The following is a 19,825-nucleotide window of genomic DNA, read 5'->3' as shown; positions in this document are numbered from 1 at the left end:
ACGGCAATGGCTTTCATGAAATTTCAGGACATGAAGAACTGATCTCCTCCCGGAAAACAGTACCACTCTACATCAAGATAAAAGCCTCTCTGGGTTTACACCAGGGTTGCTTTCCCCTTGCGTCACCCCCTTAAACTCAACGCACTTATCGCTGAGCAAGGACATCAAAACTGCCCCCCTGTTCAAACCATTAATCCAGTAATTTCATCTCCAGCGCCCGGCTCATCGCTTGAGTGCGGCTATTCACTTTAAGCTTCGCGTAGATGTTTTTGATATGCCATTTGACCGTCTCGGCAGAAATAGCGAGGGAGCGAGCGATTTCTTTGTTCATCTGACCTTCAGCGATCAGTTGTAATATCTGAAACTCTCGCTCGCTGAGCTCCCCAGGAATATCGGGGCTTCCACTATTAAACGGTGTTCTGTCTGCAGGCGCGCGCTTGTCTGCCCAGGGTCCCTGCACTCCCCTTTCCTCTGTCCAAGCCGAAGAGGAATCGTTCATACCGATAAGCAAAGGTTGCAAGGTATCGCCAGCGTCAAGAAAGAGGCCCGTGAGATGCTGTTGTTCAGCCAGCTGCACGACTGGCTGAAATGTCGTGCGCGCAGCGGCAGTTTTGCCGCTGTTCCACAAGGCTAATGACCAGAGCGTACGCAGACGCGCTGCGGTTAACCCGTCCCCCCGGCTTTCCTGATCAGAGACCATGTCAGCCAGGAGAATACAGGCTTGCGGCGCCTGGCCTGTGGCGAGAAGAAGGCGACAGTGGCTAAGGGATGCAGACAGAACGATAGCGCGTTGACAGGGATGTTCGGCATCCATTCTGAAGCTGGCGGCCATTTGTTCGAGTTGTCGTTGCAGTTGCTCTGCGCCTGTGACATTGCCGTGCTGCAGTCGCACCCTCACCTGCTCGGCTAACATCATGGCCTGGAGCCGTTGCCAGCCGCGAGACACCGCAAGACGCTGCGCATGCTCCAGCAATCGCTCGGCCTCATACGGCATATCGCCGTCCAGGGCCTGACGCGCGAGATAGGTATAGCAACGACTCAGCGCGTCGGGTGGACTGAATCGGTCGATGAATTCGAGCCGGTCGGCTAACAGATGCTCGGGCGAGTCACCCCTCTGACATTCATAGGCTATCTCCGCCAGCAGCGGCGCCAGCGTCGCGCCACTGGTCGACTGGGTACCGGTATAACATTCAGCCTGGCGCAACGTTTTCTCTGCATACCACCCGGCTTTTCCCAGATCGCCCTGACAAAGATGGCACTGGGCAATGATAAACGCGCGATAAACCGAGACAAACAGATTATCTAAAGGACTTTCCGGAGAGGGCATATGCTGTTGAACCTCCAGCGCGTCGTGATAGCGCTGGTTAACAACATGGCAATAGCTGAGAATATTGCATATCAGACCATCAACCCAGGTGTCACCGCAGGGCACTTCGGCCAGCAACGGCTGAACAATAGCCAGACTCTCCGGGATGTTTTCCGCAAAGGCTTCGCAAATTGCCCGCACAACGCGCAATTTACACCAGGTGCTGCGAGTTAAATCCTCACGATGATGAAGTACCATCTGATCGAGGTTATCAAGCAGCTGCCTCGACTCATCAAAGTGGAAATAATGCGCCAGTGCCCAGGCCAGGTTAATTTGCAGGTCAATGCGCGAAGGATCGGTGCTGGGCGGTAAATGATGCATCCATGAGATCAGGGTATCGATATCCCCTTCTTCCGCCAGTGACTGAGCGCTTGCGCCATCCTGCACGGGGCTATGCACCGGCTTGCCTGCGCTGAGCGCATGGCGTACCGCCTCAGACCACAGCTTCTGTTCGACGAACCAATGACTGGCTAATTCATGTAGCTGTTTGCGATCAATAGCGTTGTTCTGCTGCAGCATGGCCCGAAGATTTTCCTGCAACAGAGGATGGTAGCGAAACCAGTAGCCCTGTTCGTCAAGGGCTGACAAAAAAAGGTTGTGTCGCTCAATCCATGCCAGCATCGCTTGACTGTCATCACGTCCAGTCACTGCATTGCATAGTTCGGCATTTAACCGGCTGAGGAAGGACGTTTTTACCAGGAAATCGAGAACCTCTTCCGGTAGCGGGTCCAGTACCACCTCTTTCAGATAGCGGGCAATGGACCGTGTTCCTCCATGCATATTGCGCAACAGATGCTCGGGATCATGCTGTAATTCTGCCGACAATGAAGCGATCTTCATCCCTGCAATCCAGCCCTCTGTCACGGACTGTAGCCGCTGTGCATGGTGGTTGCTGAGGGGTAGCGCAACCGTACGGCTAAAATAGTGTTTTGTTTCTTCGAGCGTGAATTGCAGGTCTCGATCATAGATCTCCACCAGTTGGTCCTGGGCCTGCAGCTGGCTCAGCGCAAGATTCGGGTGGAAACGGCTGCCAATGATCAGATGCAAGGCGGCAGGCGCATGCTTGATTAAATACCCCAGCGCTTCATAGACCCCACGATCGTTAATCACGTGGAAGTCGTCGATAATCAGGTACACGTCATGCGGGCAGTAGTGTAGCTGGTTAATGAGCCCGGCCAGCAGTTGCTCGGAGCTGGAGAGCTTCTGTTCTTCCATGTCACGCCAGAAATCGGCGTCCCAGTCAGCATAGAGTGGACGCAATGCTTGCAGCAGATAAGGAATAAACTGCCATACGTCATCATCATCCTCATCGAGGCTCAGCCAGGCGATACGTTCGCCCTGGGCGACCATCTGCTGATGCCATTGCGCCAACAGAGTGGTTTTGCCAAATCCAGCGCCGGCGCAGACGACGCCCAGCCGGCACTGCTGAACGGGACTGAGAAGCTGAAGCAGCCGGGGGCGCTCCAGCAATTGTATTGAGGAGCGAGGCGGGACGAATTTGGTCAGGATTAGCGGCAAGCCTCGCGTCAGCCGCAATGGCCCGGAGACCAGTGAGGGTGATTGGCGACCTTCTAAATCCAATGGCTTCATCCGTGGTGTCTACTCGCTTTGTTTTTTTCAATTGTACGCCAGCCCCCGGGATGACATGGGGCAGCCAAACTTTATTGCTACACAAAATTTAGAAAGTTTGACCTCAAGCATGAAAACCCCCACCTCCCCCCCCATGAAGGTGGCTTCGCACTCCCTTTAACCGCTCGTAGATTCATTGCATGGGTGTGGCCAGGGTTATCCGCCCTGTCTGTTGGCCCCGCCTGGGTGACCTTTATTGAGGAGAATTAAACGATGCTCAGCAAACAGGCGTTATTGCAGGCTTACCGCAAGATGCGGGAGATCAGAACATTTGAAGAGCGGTTGCATCAGGAAAATACCAGCGGTGATATTCCGGGCTTCATTCACCTTTACACCGGTGAGGAGGCCATCGCGGTGGGGGTCTGCGAAAATTTAACGAGCGCAGATTTTATTGGTTCAACACACCGTGGACATGGCCACTGTATTGCTAAAGGTTGCGACATTCACGGCATGATGGCCGAAATATTCGGTAAGGACAGCGGGTTATGTCGCGGTAAGGGCGGGTCGATGCACATTGCCGATCTGTCGAAAGGAATGCTGGGGGCGAACGCTATCGTTGGGGGAGCCCCTCCCCTGGCCATCGGCGCCGCGCTAACGGCAAAGACGCTAAAAACCGGCAACGTCGGTGTCTCTTTTACGGGCGATGGTGGTTCTAATCAGGGCCTGGTCTTTGAAGCCATCAATATGGCCGTCGTGCTCCAGCTTCCAGCCGTCTTTATTTTCGAGAATAACGGTTACGGCGAAGGGACCGGCCATGACTACGCCGTGGGTGGGCGTGATATCGCCCGGCGCGCCGCTGGCTTCGGCCTGCCGGCAGTGACCGTCGATGGCACCGATTTCTTTGCCGTTTATGAGGCAACCTCAGAGGCGGTCAAGCGTGCGCGAGAAGGCGGTGGCCCAAGCGTCATTGAGGCCAAAGCCTTCCGCTGGCATGGTCATTTTGAGGGCGATCCCGCGCTATATCGCGCGGAAGGTGAAGTGCAACGCCTGCGTGAACAACATGATCCGCTGAAGATTTTCACCGCTAAGGTCAAGCAACATATCACCAAGGAAGAACTGGCGGCGATTGACGAGGAAGTAGAAGCCCTGGTCAACGATGCCGTATTGAAGGCCCGCGCCGCTGCCTACCCGGCTCCGGAAGACCTGCTGACAGACGTGTACGTCTCATACTGAGGGTGATAACCATGACAATAAAAACCTATCGTGAAGCGGTCAAGGAAGCCCTGGCTCAGGAAATGGAACGCGATGAACGCGTGGTGCTCATCGGTGAAGACTTGCGTGGCGGTCATGGCGGAAATGCGCCCGAAGAGGCGAAAATAGAAGCCTTTGGCGGTGTGCTTGGTGTCACTAAAGGGCTGTGGACGCAGTTCGGCTCCGATCGGGTGATCGACACGCCCATTACCGAGTCGGCCATCATCGGTATGGCGGCCGGCGCCGCAGCGACGGGTTTGCGGCCGGTCGCGGAATTGATGTTCATGGATTTTTTTGGCGTGAGTCACGATGCGCTGTACAACCAGGCGGCTAAGTTCCGCTACATGTTTGGTGGCAAAGCCAGGGCCCCGCTGGTGATGCGAGGGATGATCGGCGCGGGGTTTTCTGCCGCAGCCCAGCATTCACAGTCACCCTATAATATTTTTGCCACCACGCCTGGACTGAAGGTGGTGGTGCCCTCGACGCCTTATGACGTCAAGGGTCTGTTAATCCAGTCCATTCGCGACGACGACCCGGTGGTATTCTGCGAGCATAAAATGCTGTACGACCTCAAGGGCGAGGTACCGGACGAGATCTATACCATCCCGCTAGGTGTAGCCAACTACACTCGCGAAGGGGAGGACGTCACCATCATTGCGCTGTCGGCAATGGTGCATAAAGCCAACCAGGTGGCGGACAAGCTGGCCAAAGAGGGGATCTCGGTCGAGGTGGTCGACCCGCGAACCATTTCGCCGCTGGATGAGGAAGGGATTCTGGAATCGGTGGCTTCCACGGGGCGGGTCGTGATTGTCGACGAATCCGCTGCACGCTTCGGTTTTGCTCATGATGTCGCGGCGCTGATTGCGTCCCAGGCATTCCATTTCCTCAAAGCGCCCGTTCTGCTGGTGACGCCGCCACACACGCCGGTCCCGTTCTCCCCTGCTCTCGAAAAACTCTGGATCCCTGGCGTTGAACGTATCGAAGCCGCCGTCCGTCAAGTGCTGGAGGATTAACCTATGAGCGAAATCAAGACGCTTGAAATGCCAAAGTGGGGGCTTTCCATGGAGGAAGGCTTGCTCGCTCGGTGGGCAATCCAGGAGGGTGACGATTTCACCAGAGGGCAGGAAATCTGTGAGATTGAAACCAGTAAAATCGTCAATGTGCTGGAGGCACCTTTTGCAGGTACATTACGCCGGATAATCGCCCGGGAGGGTGAGACGCTTCAGGTAGGCGCCGTGCTGGCTCTGGCGGCTGACGCCTCGGTCAGCGATGCTGAACTGGACGCATTTGCTGCCAGCCTGGCGACGGTGAAACCCGCAGTCCCTGGCACGGAGGCTGCCGTGCCGGACGTAGCGGCACAGGCAGGCGCTAAGCCACCTTCCGTTGTTTCGCCGCCATCCAACAGTCCGGAGCCCCCTGTTGGGCAGACCGATATCCCCGTCAGTCTGCAAGGCGTGACCGATGTGACTCAGGTTAATGCCACGCCCCATGCGTTAAGACTGTCTGCCCGCTGGGGTGTCGACCTGAAAAAAGTCCGCGGCAGCGGGCGCGGGGAGCGTATCTCTGTTTCTGATCTGGAAAGCGCGATCGTGGCCGCCGGCGGTCGTCTGGCCTCTCCGACGCCCCCCGTTCGTCGCAGCAAAGCGCCCCGCTCGCATGCCGATGATAGCCAGGTATCGGCTACCCCGCTGGCGCGCCGTCTGGCCGGCAAACTGGGTATCAACTTACATGACTGCCGAAGCAGCGGTTCACGCGGTCGGGTGAGTCGCGATGATGTGCTGGCTGCGGCGTTGTTACTCGACGAGCAACCGCAGACCAGCCCTGTGCAGGAGAGTGCCCCGGCACCCTTTGAGAGCATCCCGATGTCCGGTATGCGGCGGGCTATCGCTTCTCGCCTGCAAACGTCCAAGCAACAGTCTCCCCATTTCCGTTTGAACGTCGATCTCGATCTGGAACGACTGTTAGCGTTACGTCAGGACATTAACCGCGAAGTACCCGGCGTCAAGATTTCGGTTAATGACCTGTTGGTGAAGGCCTGCGCCCTGGCTCTGGTGGCCGTGCCTGACGTCAACATCCAGTTTGATGAAGCGACACAAAGTATCCGCCGCTTTGCTGATGCCGACATTTCGGTGGCCGTTGCGCTGCCCGCCGGGCTAATTACCCCTATTGTTCGCTCGGCGAACCGGAAATCGATTAGCGACATATCGAACGAAATTCACTCGCTGGTGACCAGAGCCAAAGCGGGCACGCTGAAGCCGGAAGAGTTCCAGGGCGGGACCTTTAGCGTGTCAAATCTGGGAATGCTCGGCGTCCGGCAGTTTGACGCCATCATCAATCCACCGCAAAGCGCAATCCTCGCCATTGGCGCCGGCGAGCTCCGGGCGGTAGTACGCGACGGGCAAATCGTCGCGCGCCACCAAATGACGGTATCGCTATCCTGCGATCACCGGGTCATCGATGGCGCGGCAGGTGCGGCTTTTCTCCGGGAACTCAAGCGACTGATTGAAACCCCGACCTTGATGTTTATCCAGGAGACGAGCTATGCACGATAAATACGATGTGCTGATCATCGGCGGTGGTCCTGGGGGATACGTTGCCGCCATCCGTGCCGGTCAGCTAGGGTTTCGTACCGCATTAGTGGAAAAACAGCATCTGGGCGGCACCTGCCTGAACTGGGGATGCATTCCAACCAAGGCGCTGCTGCATGGCGCTGAGGTTGCGCACACTATCACCCATGCCAGTCAGCTGGGCATCAGCGTGGGCGAGGTGAACGTCGATCTGCAAAAACTGGTGCAGTTTAGCCGTACCGTATCGCAACAGCTCACCGCAGGGGTTGCGTACCTGTTGAAGAAAAATGGCGTGCAGGTCATTGATGGCACCGCGCGGCTGCGCGGGAAGGGGCAAATCACGGTCGAGGATGCCCGAGGGGAGGCGCGCGATTACCGGGCCGATCACGTGATCCTGGCAACCGGCGCCCGACCACGCGCATTACCAGGCATCGCACCAGATGGCGAATATATCTGGACCTATTTCGAGGCGCTGCGGCCTAAGCGATTACCCAAGTCGCTCTTAATCATCGGTTCAGGGGCGATTGGCGTCGAGTTCGCCAGCCTTTATAACGATCTGGGCTGTAAAGTAACGCTGGTCGAGCTAGCTTCGCAGATTTTGCCAGTGGAAGATGCCGAGGTGTCTGCAGCAGTGCGTAAGTCATTCGAAAAACGCGGTATTCAGGTCCATACCCAGACCCTGGTGACGCAAGTACCGCTCACCGATACCGGGGTGCGCTGCACACTGAAAAACACCAGCGGCGAATATTCCCAGGATGTCGAACGTGTGCTGCTGGCGGTCGGCGTACAGCCGAATATTGAAGATCTGGGGCTGGAAGCGCTGGGCGTTGAGTTAGACCGCGGTTTTATCAAGACGGACGCGGCTTGTCGCACTAACGTATTCGGGCTTTATGCCATCGGCGATGTAGCCGGCCCGCCGTGTCTGGCGCACAAGGCCAGCCACGAAGGCGTGATCTGCGTTGAGACACTGGCCGGTGTCGAAGGCGCCCATCCGCTTGATCGCGACTATGTGCCCGGTTGCACTTATGCCCGGCCTCAGGTTGCCAGTCTGGGCCTGACGGAATCAACGGCTCTGGCCAGGGGACGGCCCGTCAGGATCGGTAAGTTCTCTTATCAGAGCAATGGTAAGGCGCTGGCCAGCGGCGAGACAGAGGGTTTTGTGAAGACGATTTTCGATGCTGAAACCGGCGAGTTGCTGGGCGCGCATATGGTTGGCGCACAGGTCACGGAACAGATCCAGGGCTTTGGCATCGCCCGTCACCTGGAGGCCACAGACGAAAGTCTCCTGTCGATGATCTTTGCGCATCCGACACTTTCCGAAGCGATGCATGAATCCATACTCGCGGCCTGCGATCAACCGTTGCATCAATAAAAAATAAGGGAGGCGATAGCTGTGCGATACGGAGTAAGTTCCCGTTATCCCTCCCGCACTCCCCGGCAGAAGATCCCCAACAACGGTTACGGCAGGATCTATTGATCTGAAACGCTAAGCGCCACGCGTAAATTCTGTATGTTTAGTAGACAACCAAACGACAGGAGGAGCGATCTATGACACAGCACGAAAGTTTTTGCCAGGCCTGCGGAATGCCGATGTCCGCACCTGATGCGCAAGGGGCCAGCGATAAATATTGCGCGTATTGCAGCGACAGCGACGGTAATCTGAAATCCTGGGAAGAGGCCGTATCCGGTCTGGCGGCTTTTCTCGACTCCTGGCAAAAGGTGGGCGTAGCGGAATCCCGGAAACGGGCAAAACGTTATCTGACGGCGATGCCTGCCTGGGCGCACAAAGCGGACGAGTAATTTGCCCGGGCGGCAGGATGAAATCAGTAAGGACAGATCGCCATGCCGACAACATTGCTATAGCGTTTTTGTACGCCATCCGGACAGGAATAAATGCGCGTTGTAGATGACGACCTGCAGGCATAGGCATGCATGGATGCGATCTTCATGCGGATGAAATAAACGCCTGGCGTTCTCACCCTTGACCGGATGCATTATTGCCTGGTTTTTAAAGGTTCTGTTTCTGTATTTAACCCGGCACTTCTCATGGAATACAACATATTGATGTGATGAATCTCTCATTTCAACGATACCAACTGGACAATAAGTTATCGCGTGTGTTAGTTATTTAATCACGCAAGAGAACAGATTTAATTTAAAAAAGTTAAACCTTTCTCACTTTGCTAAAAAATTGCATTGATAATGCTTTGGAATCCCGAACCATTATCAAAAGGGTATGTGAACAGAAAGCCCTCAGAGACGCGAGTCTCTGAGGGCTTTTTTTTGTTTTTTATCTCAGGAGTAAATAAATGTCTAAAGAACGTCGTCTCGCAAGAATATTCGCAAAAGATGGTAAATCCGTGACCTTAGCGCTGGATGGCTACTATTTTTCCACGAAAACAAATGGTATTGATAATACGATAAATCAGCTCCCTGCTCTGGTGGAACACGGCCTGGATTGTGCGCTCGTCACGTACGGCATGTTGAAGAATTATCGGGAAGCATTAAACAGCGTTCCCGTTGTCTTACGCGTCGACAGCACGGTCAGTATCTTTGACAATACCGTTCCCGATACTACCCCCGTTTTTTCCGTCGAAGATGCGCTTAAAGTCGCTGCCGAGGGCGTGGTCTGCATGACCTTCCCCGGCGCCTTCAATGAAGAAAAAACCCACATTATGGCGATGCAACTCGCGCAGGCAGCGGATCGCTGGAACGTACCGCTGATTGTCGAATCGCTCCCGTATGGTTATCCCGTCACCAGCGATGACTCTAACAATCCGGCCATCATCGCTGCATCGGCCCGCGCAGCGGTGGAGCTGGGCGCGGACGTCATCAAAACGCGTTTTACCGGTTCACCAGAGGACCGACTGATCGTTGAAGCTGCTGGCGTGCCGGTGCTTGCCTTAGGAGGGCCAAAAACCGGCATCGACGGTTACTTCAAATTTGTTCAGCACTGTATGCAGATGGGTGCGAAAGGCGTGGCTGTGGGACGGAACATTACCCAGGATCCGCAGCCGGCGAAAGTGGTAGCAGGCCTGAATGCCATCATCCATGAAAACGCAACAGCGGAAGATGCATACAGCCTCTACATGGCTAAATAACATCGGAAATTAATATGATTTCAAATAACACCATCATCCCTTCCATCAGGAAGTATAAATACTTTGAGAAAGCATTATCCTGCCAGTCAGAATATGTACTGCTATCCGAAGCGAATATCGGAAATCTGCAGTCGCTGATTGGCAAATGCCATCAAAGCGGTAAGAAGGTCCTCGTTCACCTTGAATTACTGGGCGGCTTCAAACCGGATCAGGCGGGGATCAATCTGCTGAAAAATTATTACAAGGTTGATGGTGTTATTTCTTCCAATCTCTCCGCGCTACGCTACGCAAAAAAAGAGGGATTGCTGACCGTATATCGAGTTTTACTTATCGACTCGCGATCGCTTGATCAGTCGCTCGATATTGTTAAACACAGTCCACCGGACGCAATTGAAATCTTACCTGCTGAATATGCCTGCCAGTGTCTGGAGTTGATTAGCCGAAATTTGAAAGGCTTTAATGTGGTATTTATCGCCGGAGGCTTTGTTAAGCGCAAATACCTTGTAGATAAAATATTCCATGCCGGATTTAAAGGGATAACCACCAGCGAGCCCGGCTTATGGTAACCAATAAGGAGTCCACGCGAATGAAAGATGAATACGTCATGGGCATCGACAATGGTGGAACCGTCACCAAGGCAGCCATCTATGACCGTAAAGGACAGGTGCTCGCCATCGCCTCAAAATCCACGCAGATGCTGACACCCCGGGAATTCCACACAGAGCGCAGTATCGATGAGCTGTGGGCCGCTAATGTCGAAGTGATTAAAAAAGCGATTGCGCAATCAGGTATCGACGCCAGCCAGATAAAAGGAGTGGCCGTCACCGGTCATGGTAACGGTCTGTATCTGGTCGACGAAGAAGGTCACCCGGTGCGTAACGGCATTATATCCACCGATAGCCGGGCAAAAGAGTACGTTGAGAGATGGCAACGCTCGCCAGAATTCCTTACCGACATTTTGCCAAAAACAATGCAGTCCATCTGGGCCGGACAACCTGTCGCCCTGCTGGCATGGCTGAAGGAGTTCGAGCCCGAGACGCTGCAAAAAGCGCGTTATATTTTTATGGTCAAGGACCTGATCCGTTTTTACCTGACCGGAGAGGCTTTTCTTGAGCTGACCGATATCTCAGGGACCAACCTGATCAACGTACGTGACTGCCAGTATGACGATGAACTACTGGCATGGTGGGGACTTGATGAACTGCGGGACAAATTACCCCCCATCAAACGCTCAACAGAATGCTGCGGAAAAATCACTGACGACGTGGCCCGTCTGACCGGTTTATGCGCAGGTACGCCGGTTTCTGGCGGGGTGTTTGATATCTCGGCCTCTTCCATTGCCTCGGGGATTAACAGTCTCGATAAGATGGCGATCGTCACCGGCACCTGGAGCATAAACGAATACGTTACCGACCACCCGGTTATTGATAAAGATCTGTTTATGACCTCCATTTATCCCATTGAGGGTAAATGGCTCATCACCGAGGCCAGCCCCACCTCCGCGAGCAACCTGGAGTGGTTTATTAACAACTTTATGGAGAGCGATCGGAAAACCTCCGCCGAACAAGGATCGTCGGTCTATGACCTGTGCAATAAGCTGGTTTCATCAACGACGCCGGATGAAAGTCACCTGCTGTTCTTTCCGTTCGTGTTTGGCTCTAACACCATTCCCGACGCCTCGGCCGGCTTTATCGGTGTCAACAGCTTCCATAAAAAAGCCCATTTTCTGCGGGCGATATATGAGGGCGTGGCCTTCAGCCATCTCTACCACACCGAGCGCTTACGCAATATTAACCCGAAGTTAAGCCGCACTATTCGTATTGCTGGCGGTGTCACGAACTCCCCGGTCTGGCTGCAGATATTCGCCGATATCTTCCAGGCCACGCTGGAAATCGTTGACGTCAAAGAGCACGGGACCCTGGGTACCGCGATGACCGCCGCCGTCATGGTGGGCTGGTTTGCGGAGGTATTTGCGGCCTCAAACGACATGGTCCATGTCTCACGCACCGTCTCCCCTAATCCGGAAAACCACCGGGTCTACCAGACCAAATACCAGCTTTATAAAAACCTGTTATCAGAAATGCAGTCGCCGTGGAAAAGCTGCAGCAACTACATCGCGCACTAAGTGAGGAAAAAATGGATCTGAATTTAACGAATCGTACGGCCATCGTGACAGGCGGCGCAACCGGCCTGGGGAAAGAGTTTGTTCTTTCTCTCGCCAAAGAAGGCGTCAATATCTGCTTTACCTATATGCGTGAGGAAGAGCATCCCGAACGGCTGATCGAAACGGTGAAGGCCAGCGCGAACGTAGAGATCATCGCGGTCAAAACCGATCTCTCTGACGAGCAGAGCCGGGAAAATCTGTTTGCCACCTGTATCGACAGACTGGGCAAAGCCGACATTCTGGTGAATAACGCCGGGATCTGGCTGAGCGGCTACGTCACCGAGATCAGCCCGCAGGACTGGGATCTGGTGATGAATGTCAATCTGAAAGCCATCTTCCATCTCAGCCAGCTGTTTGTAAATCACTGCCTGCAGCATGACCAGATGGGCAGCATTCTGAATATTACCTCGCAGGCCGCGTTCCACGGCTCCACGACGGGACATGCGCACTACGCGGCAAGTAAGGCCGGCCTGGTCGCCTTTGCTATCTCTCTGGCGCGGGAAGTCGCCAAACAAAAAATCAATGTGAACAATATCGCCGTCGGGATCATGGATACTGCGATGATCCGTAAGAACATTGAGCAAAACCCTGACTATTACGTCAGTCGTATTCCGGTGGGCCGCGTGGCCCAGCCGCAAGAAATTGCCGACATCGGAGTCTTCATGGTTTCTCCTAAGACCAGCTATATGACGGGAGCAACTCTGGACGTTACCGGCGGTATGTTGATGCGTTAATCTAGGGAGAATCATTATGAAATGTCTGGCAATTGCCGATCTGTTTATCAATACAGCGATGATGGAATCAGGACTGAAAGCGCTCAGGGATAAGGGAATTGAAGTAGAAATACGCGAGTGGTCACATGACTCCGTTGAGAAACTTCAGGAAGATAATCTGCGGGTTGAACAGGAAGGAGCAGAAGCCGTGGCCTTACCGGAAGCGCTGCTTCAGGGAACGGATGATATTGACATCCTGATCACTCAGTTTGCCCCCGTCAATACTGCGGTGTTCGATAAACTACCAAAGCTGAAATATCTAGGCGTGCTCCGCGGTGGCGTGGAAAACGTGAATCTTCAGGTGGCGAACGCCCGGGGCGTTGAGGTGATAAACACACCGGGGCGTAACGCTCGCAGCGTCGCCGAATTCACGGTCGGCATGATCCTGACGGAAATGCGCAATATCGCCCGTTCACACGATGCCCTCCGTGACAAATACTGGCGTAAAGACAGTCCGAACCATCAGGCGATCCCGGAGCTTGGCGGAAAAGTCGTGGGGCTGGTTGGCCTCGGTCATATTGCCCAACTGGTTGCGGGATTTCTCAGCGGCTTTGGCACGGAGATTATCTTTTACGATAAGTACGTTGCAGACCATGAACGTTATGAGAAAGTCGATTCTCTGGACGAACTGGTACAACGCGCCGACGTTATCTCGTTACATGCTCGCCTGACGCCGGAAACCGAAAATCTGATTAACGCACACCATTTCGCGCTAATGAAGCGCAGTGCCATCATTGTTAACACGGCACGCTCCGGGTTAATCAATGAAAAAGAGATGATTGATGCGCTCAGATCCGGGCAAATCATGGGCGCCGCGCTTGATACCTTTGATGACGAGCCACTCCCTGACGACAGTGCATTCTATACACTGAATAACGTGACCATTACGCCGCATATTGCCGGGAGTACCATTGACGCATTCAGTAATTCGCCCAAACTCTTCGCTGAGATCCTTTTAAAGAAACTCAGTTAAATACTAAAAGAACCATTAAAGGTATTAACAGGGCCCAATGGGCACGGGTTAACTCGTGCCCAATTCGCCCGCCTTTTAAGGAATCATTATGGATATTATCAACAGCATTATTAGTCTGGGGGCATCAGTAATGATGCCAGTAATATTCTTTATTATCGCGCTTTGCTTTGGCGTTAAAATCGGTACGGCATTTAAAGCAGGAATGCTGGTAGGCATTGGTTTTGAAGGGGTGGGGCTGGTGATTGGCCTGCTGCTGACAAATCTGGGCCCCGCATCGCAGGCGATGGTTGAGCGTATCGGCCTGCAGTTAACGGTCGTTGATACCGGTTGGCCTACCGCATCGACCATTGGCTGGGGTTCGCCGCTGATGCTGCCCGTCGTGGTGGGCTTTATCGTCATCAACTTGGCTATGCTTCTGTTGAAATTAACCAAAACGGTGAATATCGATATTTTTAACTACTGGATTTTCCTGATCATGGGGTCTGTGGTCTATGCCGGAACGGGAAATTACTGGCTTTCGGTCGGTATTACATTCGCTATTTTTGTGTTGACGCTATTGGCGGCAGATTTAACGGCTCCATATTTACAAAAAAACTATAATCTTAAAGGGATATCATTCCCACATCTTACCTGTATAGCTTACGTGCCGTTTGGCATTGCCTGTAATTACATCATTGATAAGATCCCGCTTATCAATAAAATCAATTTCGATCCGGAAAGTATTAATAAAAAATTCGGCGTTTTTGGCGAGCCTCTTACCCTGGGATTTGTGCTGGGACTGCTGTTGGCCTTCCTGGCGGGATATGACGTTTCTGCTGCCGTTTCACTGGCCATTAAGGTTTCAGCCGCCATGCTGCTACTGCCTAAAATGATTGAAATTCTGGTGCAGGGATTGTTGATTGTCCGTGATGCCGCTGAAGCAAAACTGAAGGCTAAATTCCCGGGGCGCGATTTTTACATCGGGATGGATACGGCGTTACTGATCGGTGAACCTTCGGTACTGGCGACCGGTCTGCTGTTAATCCCTATGGCTGTGGTGCTGTCTATCATTCTGCCCGGCAACCGCGTACTGCCCTTTGTCGATCTGGCTTCATTAATGTTCCTGCTGGCAATGGTCACGCCGTTCTGTAAACGAAATATGTTCCGCATGTTCATAACCGGAACCCTGATCGTGACCTGCATCCTGTATGTCGGGACGGACATTTCGCAAGAATACACTCAGGCGGCGGTGAACTCGCATATTCCAGTGCCGGAAGGGATGGCCGAGATCACCAATATCGTCGGCGGCGCCACGACGCCTGTCGGCTGGCTGGCCGTCAAGTTTGGCGAGTTTTTTAGCGCCACACCTTAGTACAAAACCACACAAGTAAACAGAGGGCAAACTGCTGCCCTCTGTTTCTTCCTCTTATACTGTGCACTGAATAGCTGGCTCAGCTACGCCCCTGGTTTGAACATCTGACCAGCGCGTCCGCCCCCTGCGCGGCGAGGTGGTTCATTTCTTTTGTGCCCCCTCCTCTTTTCAACCCAACCTGCTATGCTCCTTCTTTCATTATTCTCTGGAGATCCCGATGCTGACCATCTGGGGCCGAAAAACCTCCTCTAACGTGCAGGCGCTGATGTGGTGTGTTGGCGAGCTTGGGTTGGACTATCTCCGGTTCGACGTGGGGCATCGCTATGGCGGTACCGACAGCGAGGCGTTTTATCAGCTCAATCCCAATCGTACGGTGCCAGTGCTGCAGGATGACGAAAATCCGCCGCTGTGGGAAACCGGCGCGATCCTTCGCTATTTAGCCAGTCGCTACGCCGACGACGCCTTCTGGCCGGGCGAACTGCTGGCTCGTACTGAGGTTGATCGCTGGGCCGAGTGGTCAAAGCAGAATATCGCCCTCGGCTTTACGGCGCCGGTGTTCTGGCGCGTGGTGCGCACGCCCGCCGCCGAGCGGGATCCGCAGGCCATCGCCGCGGCGGTGACGGCCCTGGAGCAAAAGCTGGCGATTGCCGAGGCACGTCTCTCCGGCAGTCGCTATCTGGTGGGCGATACCTTCACCCTGGCCGATATCCAGTTTGGCCATGTGCTGTACCGCTACTTTGCAATCGATATCACCCGTCGTCCCCTCCCCCATCTTGCGGCGTATTATGCACGGCTAACCGCACGGCCCGCCTTTCGCCAGCACGTCATGGTCAGCTACGACGAACTGAAGGTCTGAAGATGGTCGGTAGCGCCTTACGACGCTACCGACATGCCGGTTAACGCGCCATCAGGACAAACACGCCCCAGCCGAGATATTCCCGGGTCCAGGTGACGTGGTGTAGCGGCGCAGTGGTCAACTGCTGGCGAACCTCCGGCGCGAAGTCATCGTGCGGATTGGCCTCCAGCCAGCGGCGCATCGTCAGCCATTTCGCCGCTTCATAACGATCCCAGCCCTCCTGGTCGGCCAGCACCATCTCCACCACGTCATAGCCCAGTTCGCCAAAGTGAGCGACCAGCGCCGGCAGCGTCAGGAAGTCATCGGGTGACTGCGCGCCGCAGGCAACCGCCTCTTCCGCCGTGGCGGGGCGTTTGCGCCACCATGGCTCGCCGATAAGCAGCATGCCGCCTGGGTTAAGACTCTGCTTCAGTAGCGCAATCGTGCCTGCCACTCCGCCGCCGATCCACGTTGCCCCCACGCAGGCGGCAATATCGCACGGCTGGCTGGCGACATATCCGCTGGCATCCTGGTGCACAAAGGTCACCCGGTCGCTCACCCCGAGCGCCTCTGCCCGGGCGGCCGCCTGCTGACTGAATAGCAGACTCATGTCCACCCCGGTGCCGACGATCTGATGATCGCGCGCCCAGCTACAGAGCATCTCGCCGGAGCCGCTGCCGAGGTCAAGAATGGTGGTGCCCGGCGCCATTCGCAGCGCCCGTCCCAGCGTGGCGTACTTTTCCGGGGTAAAAGGGTTATGAATACGGTGTTCGCTTTCACTGATAGTAAAAATGCGAGGGATATCGATCATGGGTGTTTCTCCTTGAGAGCCATACGCCCGGGCAGCGACCCTGCCCGGGTCGCTGTATCAGCGGTTGTCCGCCTGTGCGCGAACGTTATTCAAACCGGTGGTGTTGATCCGGTACGGCTGGCCATTCACCGACTTAATCAGCTTTTTGGTTTTGAGCTTTTTGAAGACCGCGAGGGTACAGTCGCTCAGCAACAGCCCTTCCCGGGTGTAGCATTCGACGGCGGTAATGCGGCCGGAGGTATCGCGGACGTGCGCAATACGGCCACCTTTGGCGAGTACGTGTAAGGTCCGTTGTTCCTGACGGGATAAATTCATACTGAAACCTGTTCATTATCATGTGCGAAAACATGCCTACACCCGCAGGTGTGTGCGTAAGGTTTAAGCGCAGCGATAATCAGTCCGGCCTGGGCAGGTCGGGAAGCTGATTATCTGATAATGACATTCTCCAGCATCGAAGCCTCGGTGAGCATTGAAAGGTATTTACCGGCTGAATATTAACACCTTCATCTGGTAAGGGTATTGTGCAGATTAAAAACTGTGACCGGTATTACGATTTCCCGTCAGCCTACCCCCATTTTTTGCGCTATCCGCCGCTCGCTCTATTCCTCAACTTTCACCACCACCTTATCCCCCTCCCGCATTGTTAAATAATTGTTGCCAGATCACAAAATGGAAACAAAAAGGCTATTTCGTACGCATTTTATAAAAATGTAGATATTTTTAATTTATGGCTACGAAATGAACATCACCCTGACCTTACAGCGAGGAACGATCCTGATGAACGCCCTGACCGCAGTAAAACCGACACCCGCGCCGTTAGCCCAGCAATACCCTGGCTTTACCGTCTCCCCTTCCGCCCAGTCGCCGCGCCTGCTGGAGCTCACCTTTTCCGCGGACACCACCACCCAGTTTCTGCAGCAGGTCGCGCAGTGGCCGGTGCAGGCGCTGGAGTACAAATCTTTCTTACGCTTCCAGGTGGGCAAGATCCTCGACGATCTGTGCGGCAACCAGCTGCAGCCGCTGCTGATCAAAACATTGCTCGATCGCGCGGAAGGCGCGCTGCTGATCAACGGCGAAGGGATCGATAACGTCAGCCAGGCCGAAGAGATGGTCAAGCTGGCCACCGCCGTCGCCCACCTGATTGGCCGTTCCAACTTCGACGCCATGAGCGGCCAGTATTACGCCCGCTTCGTGGTGAAAAACGTCGATAATTCCGACAGCTACCTGCGCCAGCCGCACCGGGTGATGGAGCTGCACAACGACGGTACCTACGTCGAAGAGCAAACCGACTACGTGCTGATGATGAAGATCGACGAGCAGAACATGCAGGGCGGCAATTCCCTGCTGCTGCATCTCGACGACTGGGAGCACCTCGACGAATTCTTCCGCGACCCGCTCGCCCGCCGCCCGATGCGCTGGGCCGCGCCGCCGAGCAAAAACGTCAGCAAAGATGTTTTCCACCCGGTGTTCGACGTCGACCAGCTGGGTCGCCCGGTGATGCGCTATATCGACCAGTTCGTCCAGCCGAAAGATTTCGAAGAAGGCACCTGGCTGAGCCGCCTCTCCGACGCGCTGGAGACCAGCAAAAACATTCTTTCTATACCGGTGCCGGTAGGCAAATTTCTGTTGATTAACAACCTGTTCTGGCTGCACGGCCGCGACCGCTTTACGCCGCACCCGGACCTGCGCCGCGAGCTGATGCGCCAGCGCGGCTACTTTGCGTATTCCACGAATCATTACCAGACTCATCAATAAGGGTTTTCAGGCGAAGGAATTGAGCGGATGTATGATTTCGTGATTATCGGCGGCGGCATCATCGGCATGTCGACCGCCATGCAGTTAATTGAGATTTACCCGGACGCCCGCATTGCGCTGCTGGAAAAAGAGTCCGGCCCGGCCTGCCATCAGACCGGCCACAACAGCGGCGTGATCCACGCCGGGGTGTATTACACCCCCGGCAGCCTCAAGGCGCAGTTTTGCCTCGCCGGCAACCGCGCTACCAAGGCCTTTTGCGAGCAGAACGGCATCCGCTATGACGTCTGCGGCAAGATGCTGGTCGCCACCTCGCCGCTGGAGATGGAGCGGATGCGAGCCTTGTGGGATCGCACCGCCGCCAACGGCCTGCAGCGCGAGTGGCTAAGCGCCGGGGAGCTACGCGAGCGCGAACCGAACATCAGCGGGCTCGGCGGGATCTTCGTCCCTTCCAGCGGCATCGTCAGCTACCGCGACGTGGCGGCGGCGATGGCGAAGAACTTCGAATCGAAAGGCGGCGCCATCGTCTACAATGCCGAAGTCAGCGCCCTGAAAGAACACGCCAGCGGCGTGGTGATCCGTACCCGTCAGGGCGGTGAGTATGAGGCCTCGACGCTGATTACCTGCTCCGGGCTGATGGCCGATCGGCTGGTGAAAATGCTCGGCGTCGATCCCGGGTTTATCATCTGCCCGTTCCGCGGGGAGTATTTCCAGCTTGCCCCGCAGCACAATCAGATCGTCAACCATCTGATCTATCCGATCCCCGATCCGGCGATGCCGTTCCTCGGCGTCCACCTGACCCGCATGATCGACGGCAGCGTCACCGTCGGCCCCAACGCCGTGCTGGCCCTGAAGCGCGAAGGCTATCGCAAGCGTGATATCTCGCTGGCCGATACCCTGGAGATCCTCACCTCGCCCGGCATCCGCCGGGTGCTGCAAAACAACCTGCGCTCCGGACTGGGCGAAATGAAGAATTCGCTGTGCAGAAGCGGCTATCTGCGGCTGGTGCAGAAATACTGCCCGAGCCTGACGCTCAGCGATTTACGCCCGTGGCCGGCCGGCGTGCGGGCGCAGGCGGTGTCGCCGCAGGGCAAACTGATCGACGATTTTCTCTTTGTCACCACCGCGCGTTCCATTCACACCTGTAACGCGCCGTCGCCGGCGGCGACGTCGGCTATCCCGATCGGCGCGCATATCGTCAGCAAGGTGCAGACCCTGCTGGCCAGCCAGAGCAATCCCGGACGCACGCTGCGTGCGGCACGTAGCGTGGAGACACTACACGCCGCTTTTACCCGTTAACCCCCTGAAGACA

At 55.2% G+C, this 19,825-nt stretch carries 17 protein-coding genes; 14 read left to right on the top strand and 3 right to left on the bottom strand.

Annotated elements, in window-relative coordinates; all coding sequences use genetic code 11:
- Positions 1-190: 190 nt before the first annotated feature.
- Complete coding sequence (locus ABLU50_RS00275) at positions 191-2,956, bottom strand: LuxR C-terminal-related transcriptional regulator (RefSeq protein WP_087832605.1); 2,766 nt, start codon at positions 2,954-2,956, stop codon at positions 191-193.
- Between the two features lie 252 nt (positions 2,957-3,208).
- Here ABLU50_RS00275 and ABLU50_RS00270 point away from each other — a divergent pair, with 252 nt between their 5' ends.
- From ABLU50_RS00270 to ABLU50_RS00215, 12 genes are all read left to right on the top strand, one after another.
- The gene (locus ABLU50_RS00270; RefSeq protein WP_012737450.1) at positions 3,209-4,168 is read left to right on the top strand and encodes a thiamine pyrophosphate-dependent dehydrogenase E1 component subunit alpha; all 960 of its coding nucleotides are present in this window, start codon (positions 3,209-3,211) and stop codon (positions 4,166-4,168) included.
- Between the two features lie 11 nt (positions 4,169-4,179).
- A complete protein-coding gene (locus tag ABLU50_RS00265) occupies positions 4,180-5,199 on the top strand; it encodes an alpha-ketoacid dehydrogenase subunit beta (RefSeq protein WP_014907996.1) in 1,020 nt (339 codons plus the stop codon).
- A 3-nt stretch (positions 5,200-5,202) separates the two neighbouring features.
- The gene (locus ABLU50_RS00260) at positions 5,203-6,738 is read left to right on the top strand and encodes a 2-oxo acid dehydrogenase subunit E2 (RefSeq protein ID WP_087832606.1); all 1,536 of its coding nucleotides are present in this window, start codon (positions 5,203-5,205) and stop codon (positions 6,736-6,738) included.
- Complete coding sequence (gene lpdA, locus ABLU50_RS00255) at positions 6,728-8,125, top strand: dihydrolipoyl dehydrogenase (protein WP_087832607.1); 1,398 nt, start codon at positions 6,728-6,730, stop codon at positions 8,123-8,125. Before ABLU50_RS00260 ends, lpdA begins: the two co-directional genes overlap by 11 nt.
- A gap of 176 nt (positions 8,126-8,301) precedes the next feature.
- Positions 8,302-8,553, top strand: coding sequence for a zinc ribbon domain-containing protein (locus tag ABLU50_RS00250; protein WP_004204679.1), 252 nt, complete (start codon positions 8,302-8,304; stop codon positions 8,551-8,553).
- Between the two features lie 509 nt (positions 8,554-9,062).
- The gene (locus tag ABLU50_RS00245) at positions 9,063-9,854 is read left to right on the top strand and encodes a phospho-2-dehydro-3-deoxyheptonate aldolase (protein ID WP_032455606.1); all 792 of its coding nucleotides are present in this window, start codon (positions 9,063-9,065) and stop codon (positions 9,852-9,854) included.
- Between the two features lie 14 nt (positions 9,855-9,868).
- Positions 9,869-10,420 carry a glycerol-3-phosphate responsive antiterminator gene (locus ABLU50_RS00240; protein WP_087832608.1) on the top strand — a complete coding sequence of 184 codons (552 nt, stop codon included), beginning with the start codon at positions 9,869-9,871 and terminating at the stop codon, positions 10,418-10,420.
- Positions 10,421-10,440: 20 nt separating this feature from the next.
- Entirely contained in the window at positions 10,441-11,979 is a 1,539-nt protein-coding gene (locus ABLU50_RS00235) for an FGGY-family carbohydrate kinase (RefSeq protein ID WP_040215249.1), read from the top strand.
- A gap of 11 nt (positions 11,980-11,990) precedes the next feature.
- Positions 11,991-12,752 carry an SDR family oxidoreductase gene (locus tag ABLU50_RS00230; RefSeq protein ID WP_004204674.1) on the top strand — a complete coding sequence of 254 codons (762 nt, stop codon included), beginning with the start codon at positions 11,991-11,993 and terminating at the stop codon, positions 12,750-12,752.
- A gap of 16 nt (positions 12,753-12,768) precedes the next feature.
- Positions 12,769-13,764, top strand: coding sequence for a 2-hydroxyacid dehydrogenase (locus tag ABLU50_RS00225; RefSeq protein WP_087832609.1), 996 nt, complete (start codon positions 12,769-12,771; stop codon positions 13,762-13,764).
- An 88-nt stretch (positions 13,765-13,852) separates the two neighbouring features.
- A complete protein-coding gene (locus ABLU50_RS00220; RefSeq protein ID WP_004204671.1) occupies positions 13,853-15,115 on the top strand; it encodes a PTS transporter subunit IIC in 1,263 nt (420 codons plus the stop codon).
- A gap of 217 nt (positions 15,116-15,332) precedes the next feature.
- A complete protein-coding gene (locus tag ABLU50_RS00215; protein WP_087832610.1) occupies positions 15,333-15,971 on the top strand; it encodes a glutathione S-transferase family protein in 639 nt (212 codons plus the stop codon).
- A 40-nt stretch (positions 15,972-16,011) separates the two neighbouring features.
- Here the strand turns inward: ABLU50_RS00215 and ABLU50_RS00210 are convergent, their stop codons facing one another.
- Complete coding sequence (locus tag ABLU50_RS00210; protein ID WP_004204668.1) at positions 16,012-16,761, bottom strand: class I SAM-dependent methyltransferase; 750 nt, start codon at positions 16,759-16,761, stop codon at positions 16,012-16,014.
- A gap of 57 nt (positions 16,762-16,818) precedes the next feature.
- Entirely contained in the window at positions 16,819-17,076 is a 258-nt protein-coding gene (locus ABLU50_RS00205; RefSeq protein WP_002889848.1) for a YjhX family toxin, read from the bottom strand.
- 462 nt (positions 17,077-17,538) lie between these two features.
- Here ABLU50_RS00205 and glaH point away from each other — a divergent pair, with 462 nt between their 5' ends.
- Together glaH and lhgO are read left to right on the top strand one after the other, a co-directional pair.
- Entirely contained in the window at positions 17,539-18,516 is a 978-nt protein-coding gene (gene glaH, locus ABLU50_RS00200; protein WP_025999352.1) for a glutarate dioxygenase GlaH, read from the top strand.
- 27 nt (positions 18,517-18,543) lie between these two features.
- Positions 18,544-19,812, top strand: coding sequence for an L-2-hydroxyglutarate oxidase (gene lhgO / locus ABLU50_RS00195; RefSeq protein WP_017901317.1), 1,269 nt, complete (start codon positions 18,544-18,546; stop codon positions 19,810-19,812).
- The last annotated feature ends 13 nt before the right edge of the window (positions 19,813-19,825 follow it).

Source organism: Klebsiella sp. GG_Kp173, assembly GCF_040062415.1.
GTDB classification, from domain to species: domain Bacteria; phylum Pseudomonadota; class Gammaproteobacteria; order Enterobacterales; family Enterobacteriaceae; genus Klebsiella; species Klebsiella quasipneumoniae.
Note: the sequence above shows the minus strand (reverse complement) of the source record. Positions and strands in the feature narration are given on the sequence as shown.

Coding starts and splice junctions, on each gene's coding strand:
- ABLU50_RS00250 (WP_004204679.1), top strand. CDS start 8,302: ATGACACAGCACGAAAGTTTTTGCCAGGCCTGCGGAATGCCGATGTCC.
- ABLU50_RS00245 (WP_032455606.1), top strand. CDS start 9,063: ATGTCTAAAGAACGTCGTCTCGCAAGAATATTCGCAAAAGATGGTAAA.
- ABLU50_RS00270 (WP_012737450.1), top strand. CDS start 3,209: ATGCTCAGCAAACAGGCGTTATTGCAGGCTTACCGCAAGATGCGGGAG.
- lhgO (WP_017901317.1), top strand. CDS start 18,544: ATGTATGATTTCGTGATTATCGGCGGCGGCATCATCGGCATGTCGACC.
- ABLU50_RS00225 (WP_087832609.1), top strand. CDS start 12,769: ATGAAATGTCTGGCAATTGCCGATCTGTTTATCAATACAGCGATGATG.
- ABLU50_RS00235 (WP_040215249.1), top strand. CDS start 10,441: ATGAAAGATGAATACGTCATGGGCATCGACAATGGTGGAACCGTCACC.
- ABLU50_RS00220 (WP_004204671.1), top strand. CDS start 13,853: ATGGATATTATCAACAGCATTATTAGTCTGGGGGCATCAGTAATGATG.
- ABLU50_RS00265 (WP_014907996.1), top strand. CDS start 4,180: ATGACAATAAAAACCTATCGTGAAGCGGTCAAGGAAGCCCTGGCTCAG.
- ABLU50_RS00205 (WP_002889848.1), bottom strand. CDS start 17,076: ATGAATTTATCCCGTCAGGAACAACGGACCTTACACGTACTCGCCAAA.
- glaH (WP_025999352.1), top strand. CDS start 17,539: ATGAACGCCCTGACCGCAGTAAAACCGACACCCGCGCCGTTAGCCCAG.
- ABLU50_RS00230 (WP_004204674.1), top strand. CDS start 11,991: ATGGATCTGAATTTAACGAATCGTACGGCCATCGTGACAGGCGGCGCA.
- ABLU50_RS00240 (WP_087832608.1), top strand. CDS start 9,869: ATGATTTCAAATAACACCATCATCCCTTCCATCAGGAAGTATAAATAC.
- lpdA (WP_087832607.1), top strand. CDS start 6,728: ATGCACGATAAATACGATGTGCTGATCATCGGCGGTGGTCCTGGGGGA.
- ABLU50_RS00215 (WP_087832610.1), top strand. CDS start 15,333: ATGCTGACCATCTGGGGCCGAAAAACCTCCTCTAACGTGCAGGCGCTG.
- ABLU50_RS00275 (WP_087832605.1), bottom strand. CDS start 2,956: ATGAAGCCATTGGATTTAGAAGGTCGCCAATCACCCTCACTGGTCTCC.
- ABLU50_RS00210 (WP_004204668.1), bottom strand. CDS start 16,761: ATGATCGATATCCCTCGCATTTTTACTATCAGTGAAAGCGAACACCGT.
- ABLU50_RS00260 (WP_087832606.1), top strand. CDS start 5,203: ATGAGCGAAATCAAGACGCTTGAAATGCCAAAGTGGGGGCTTTCCATG.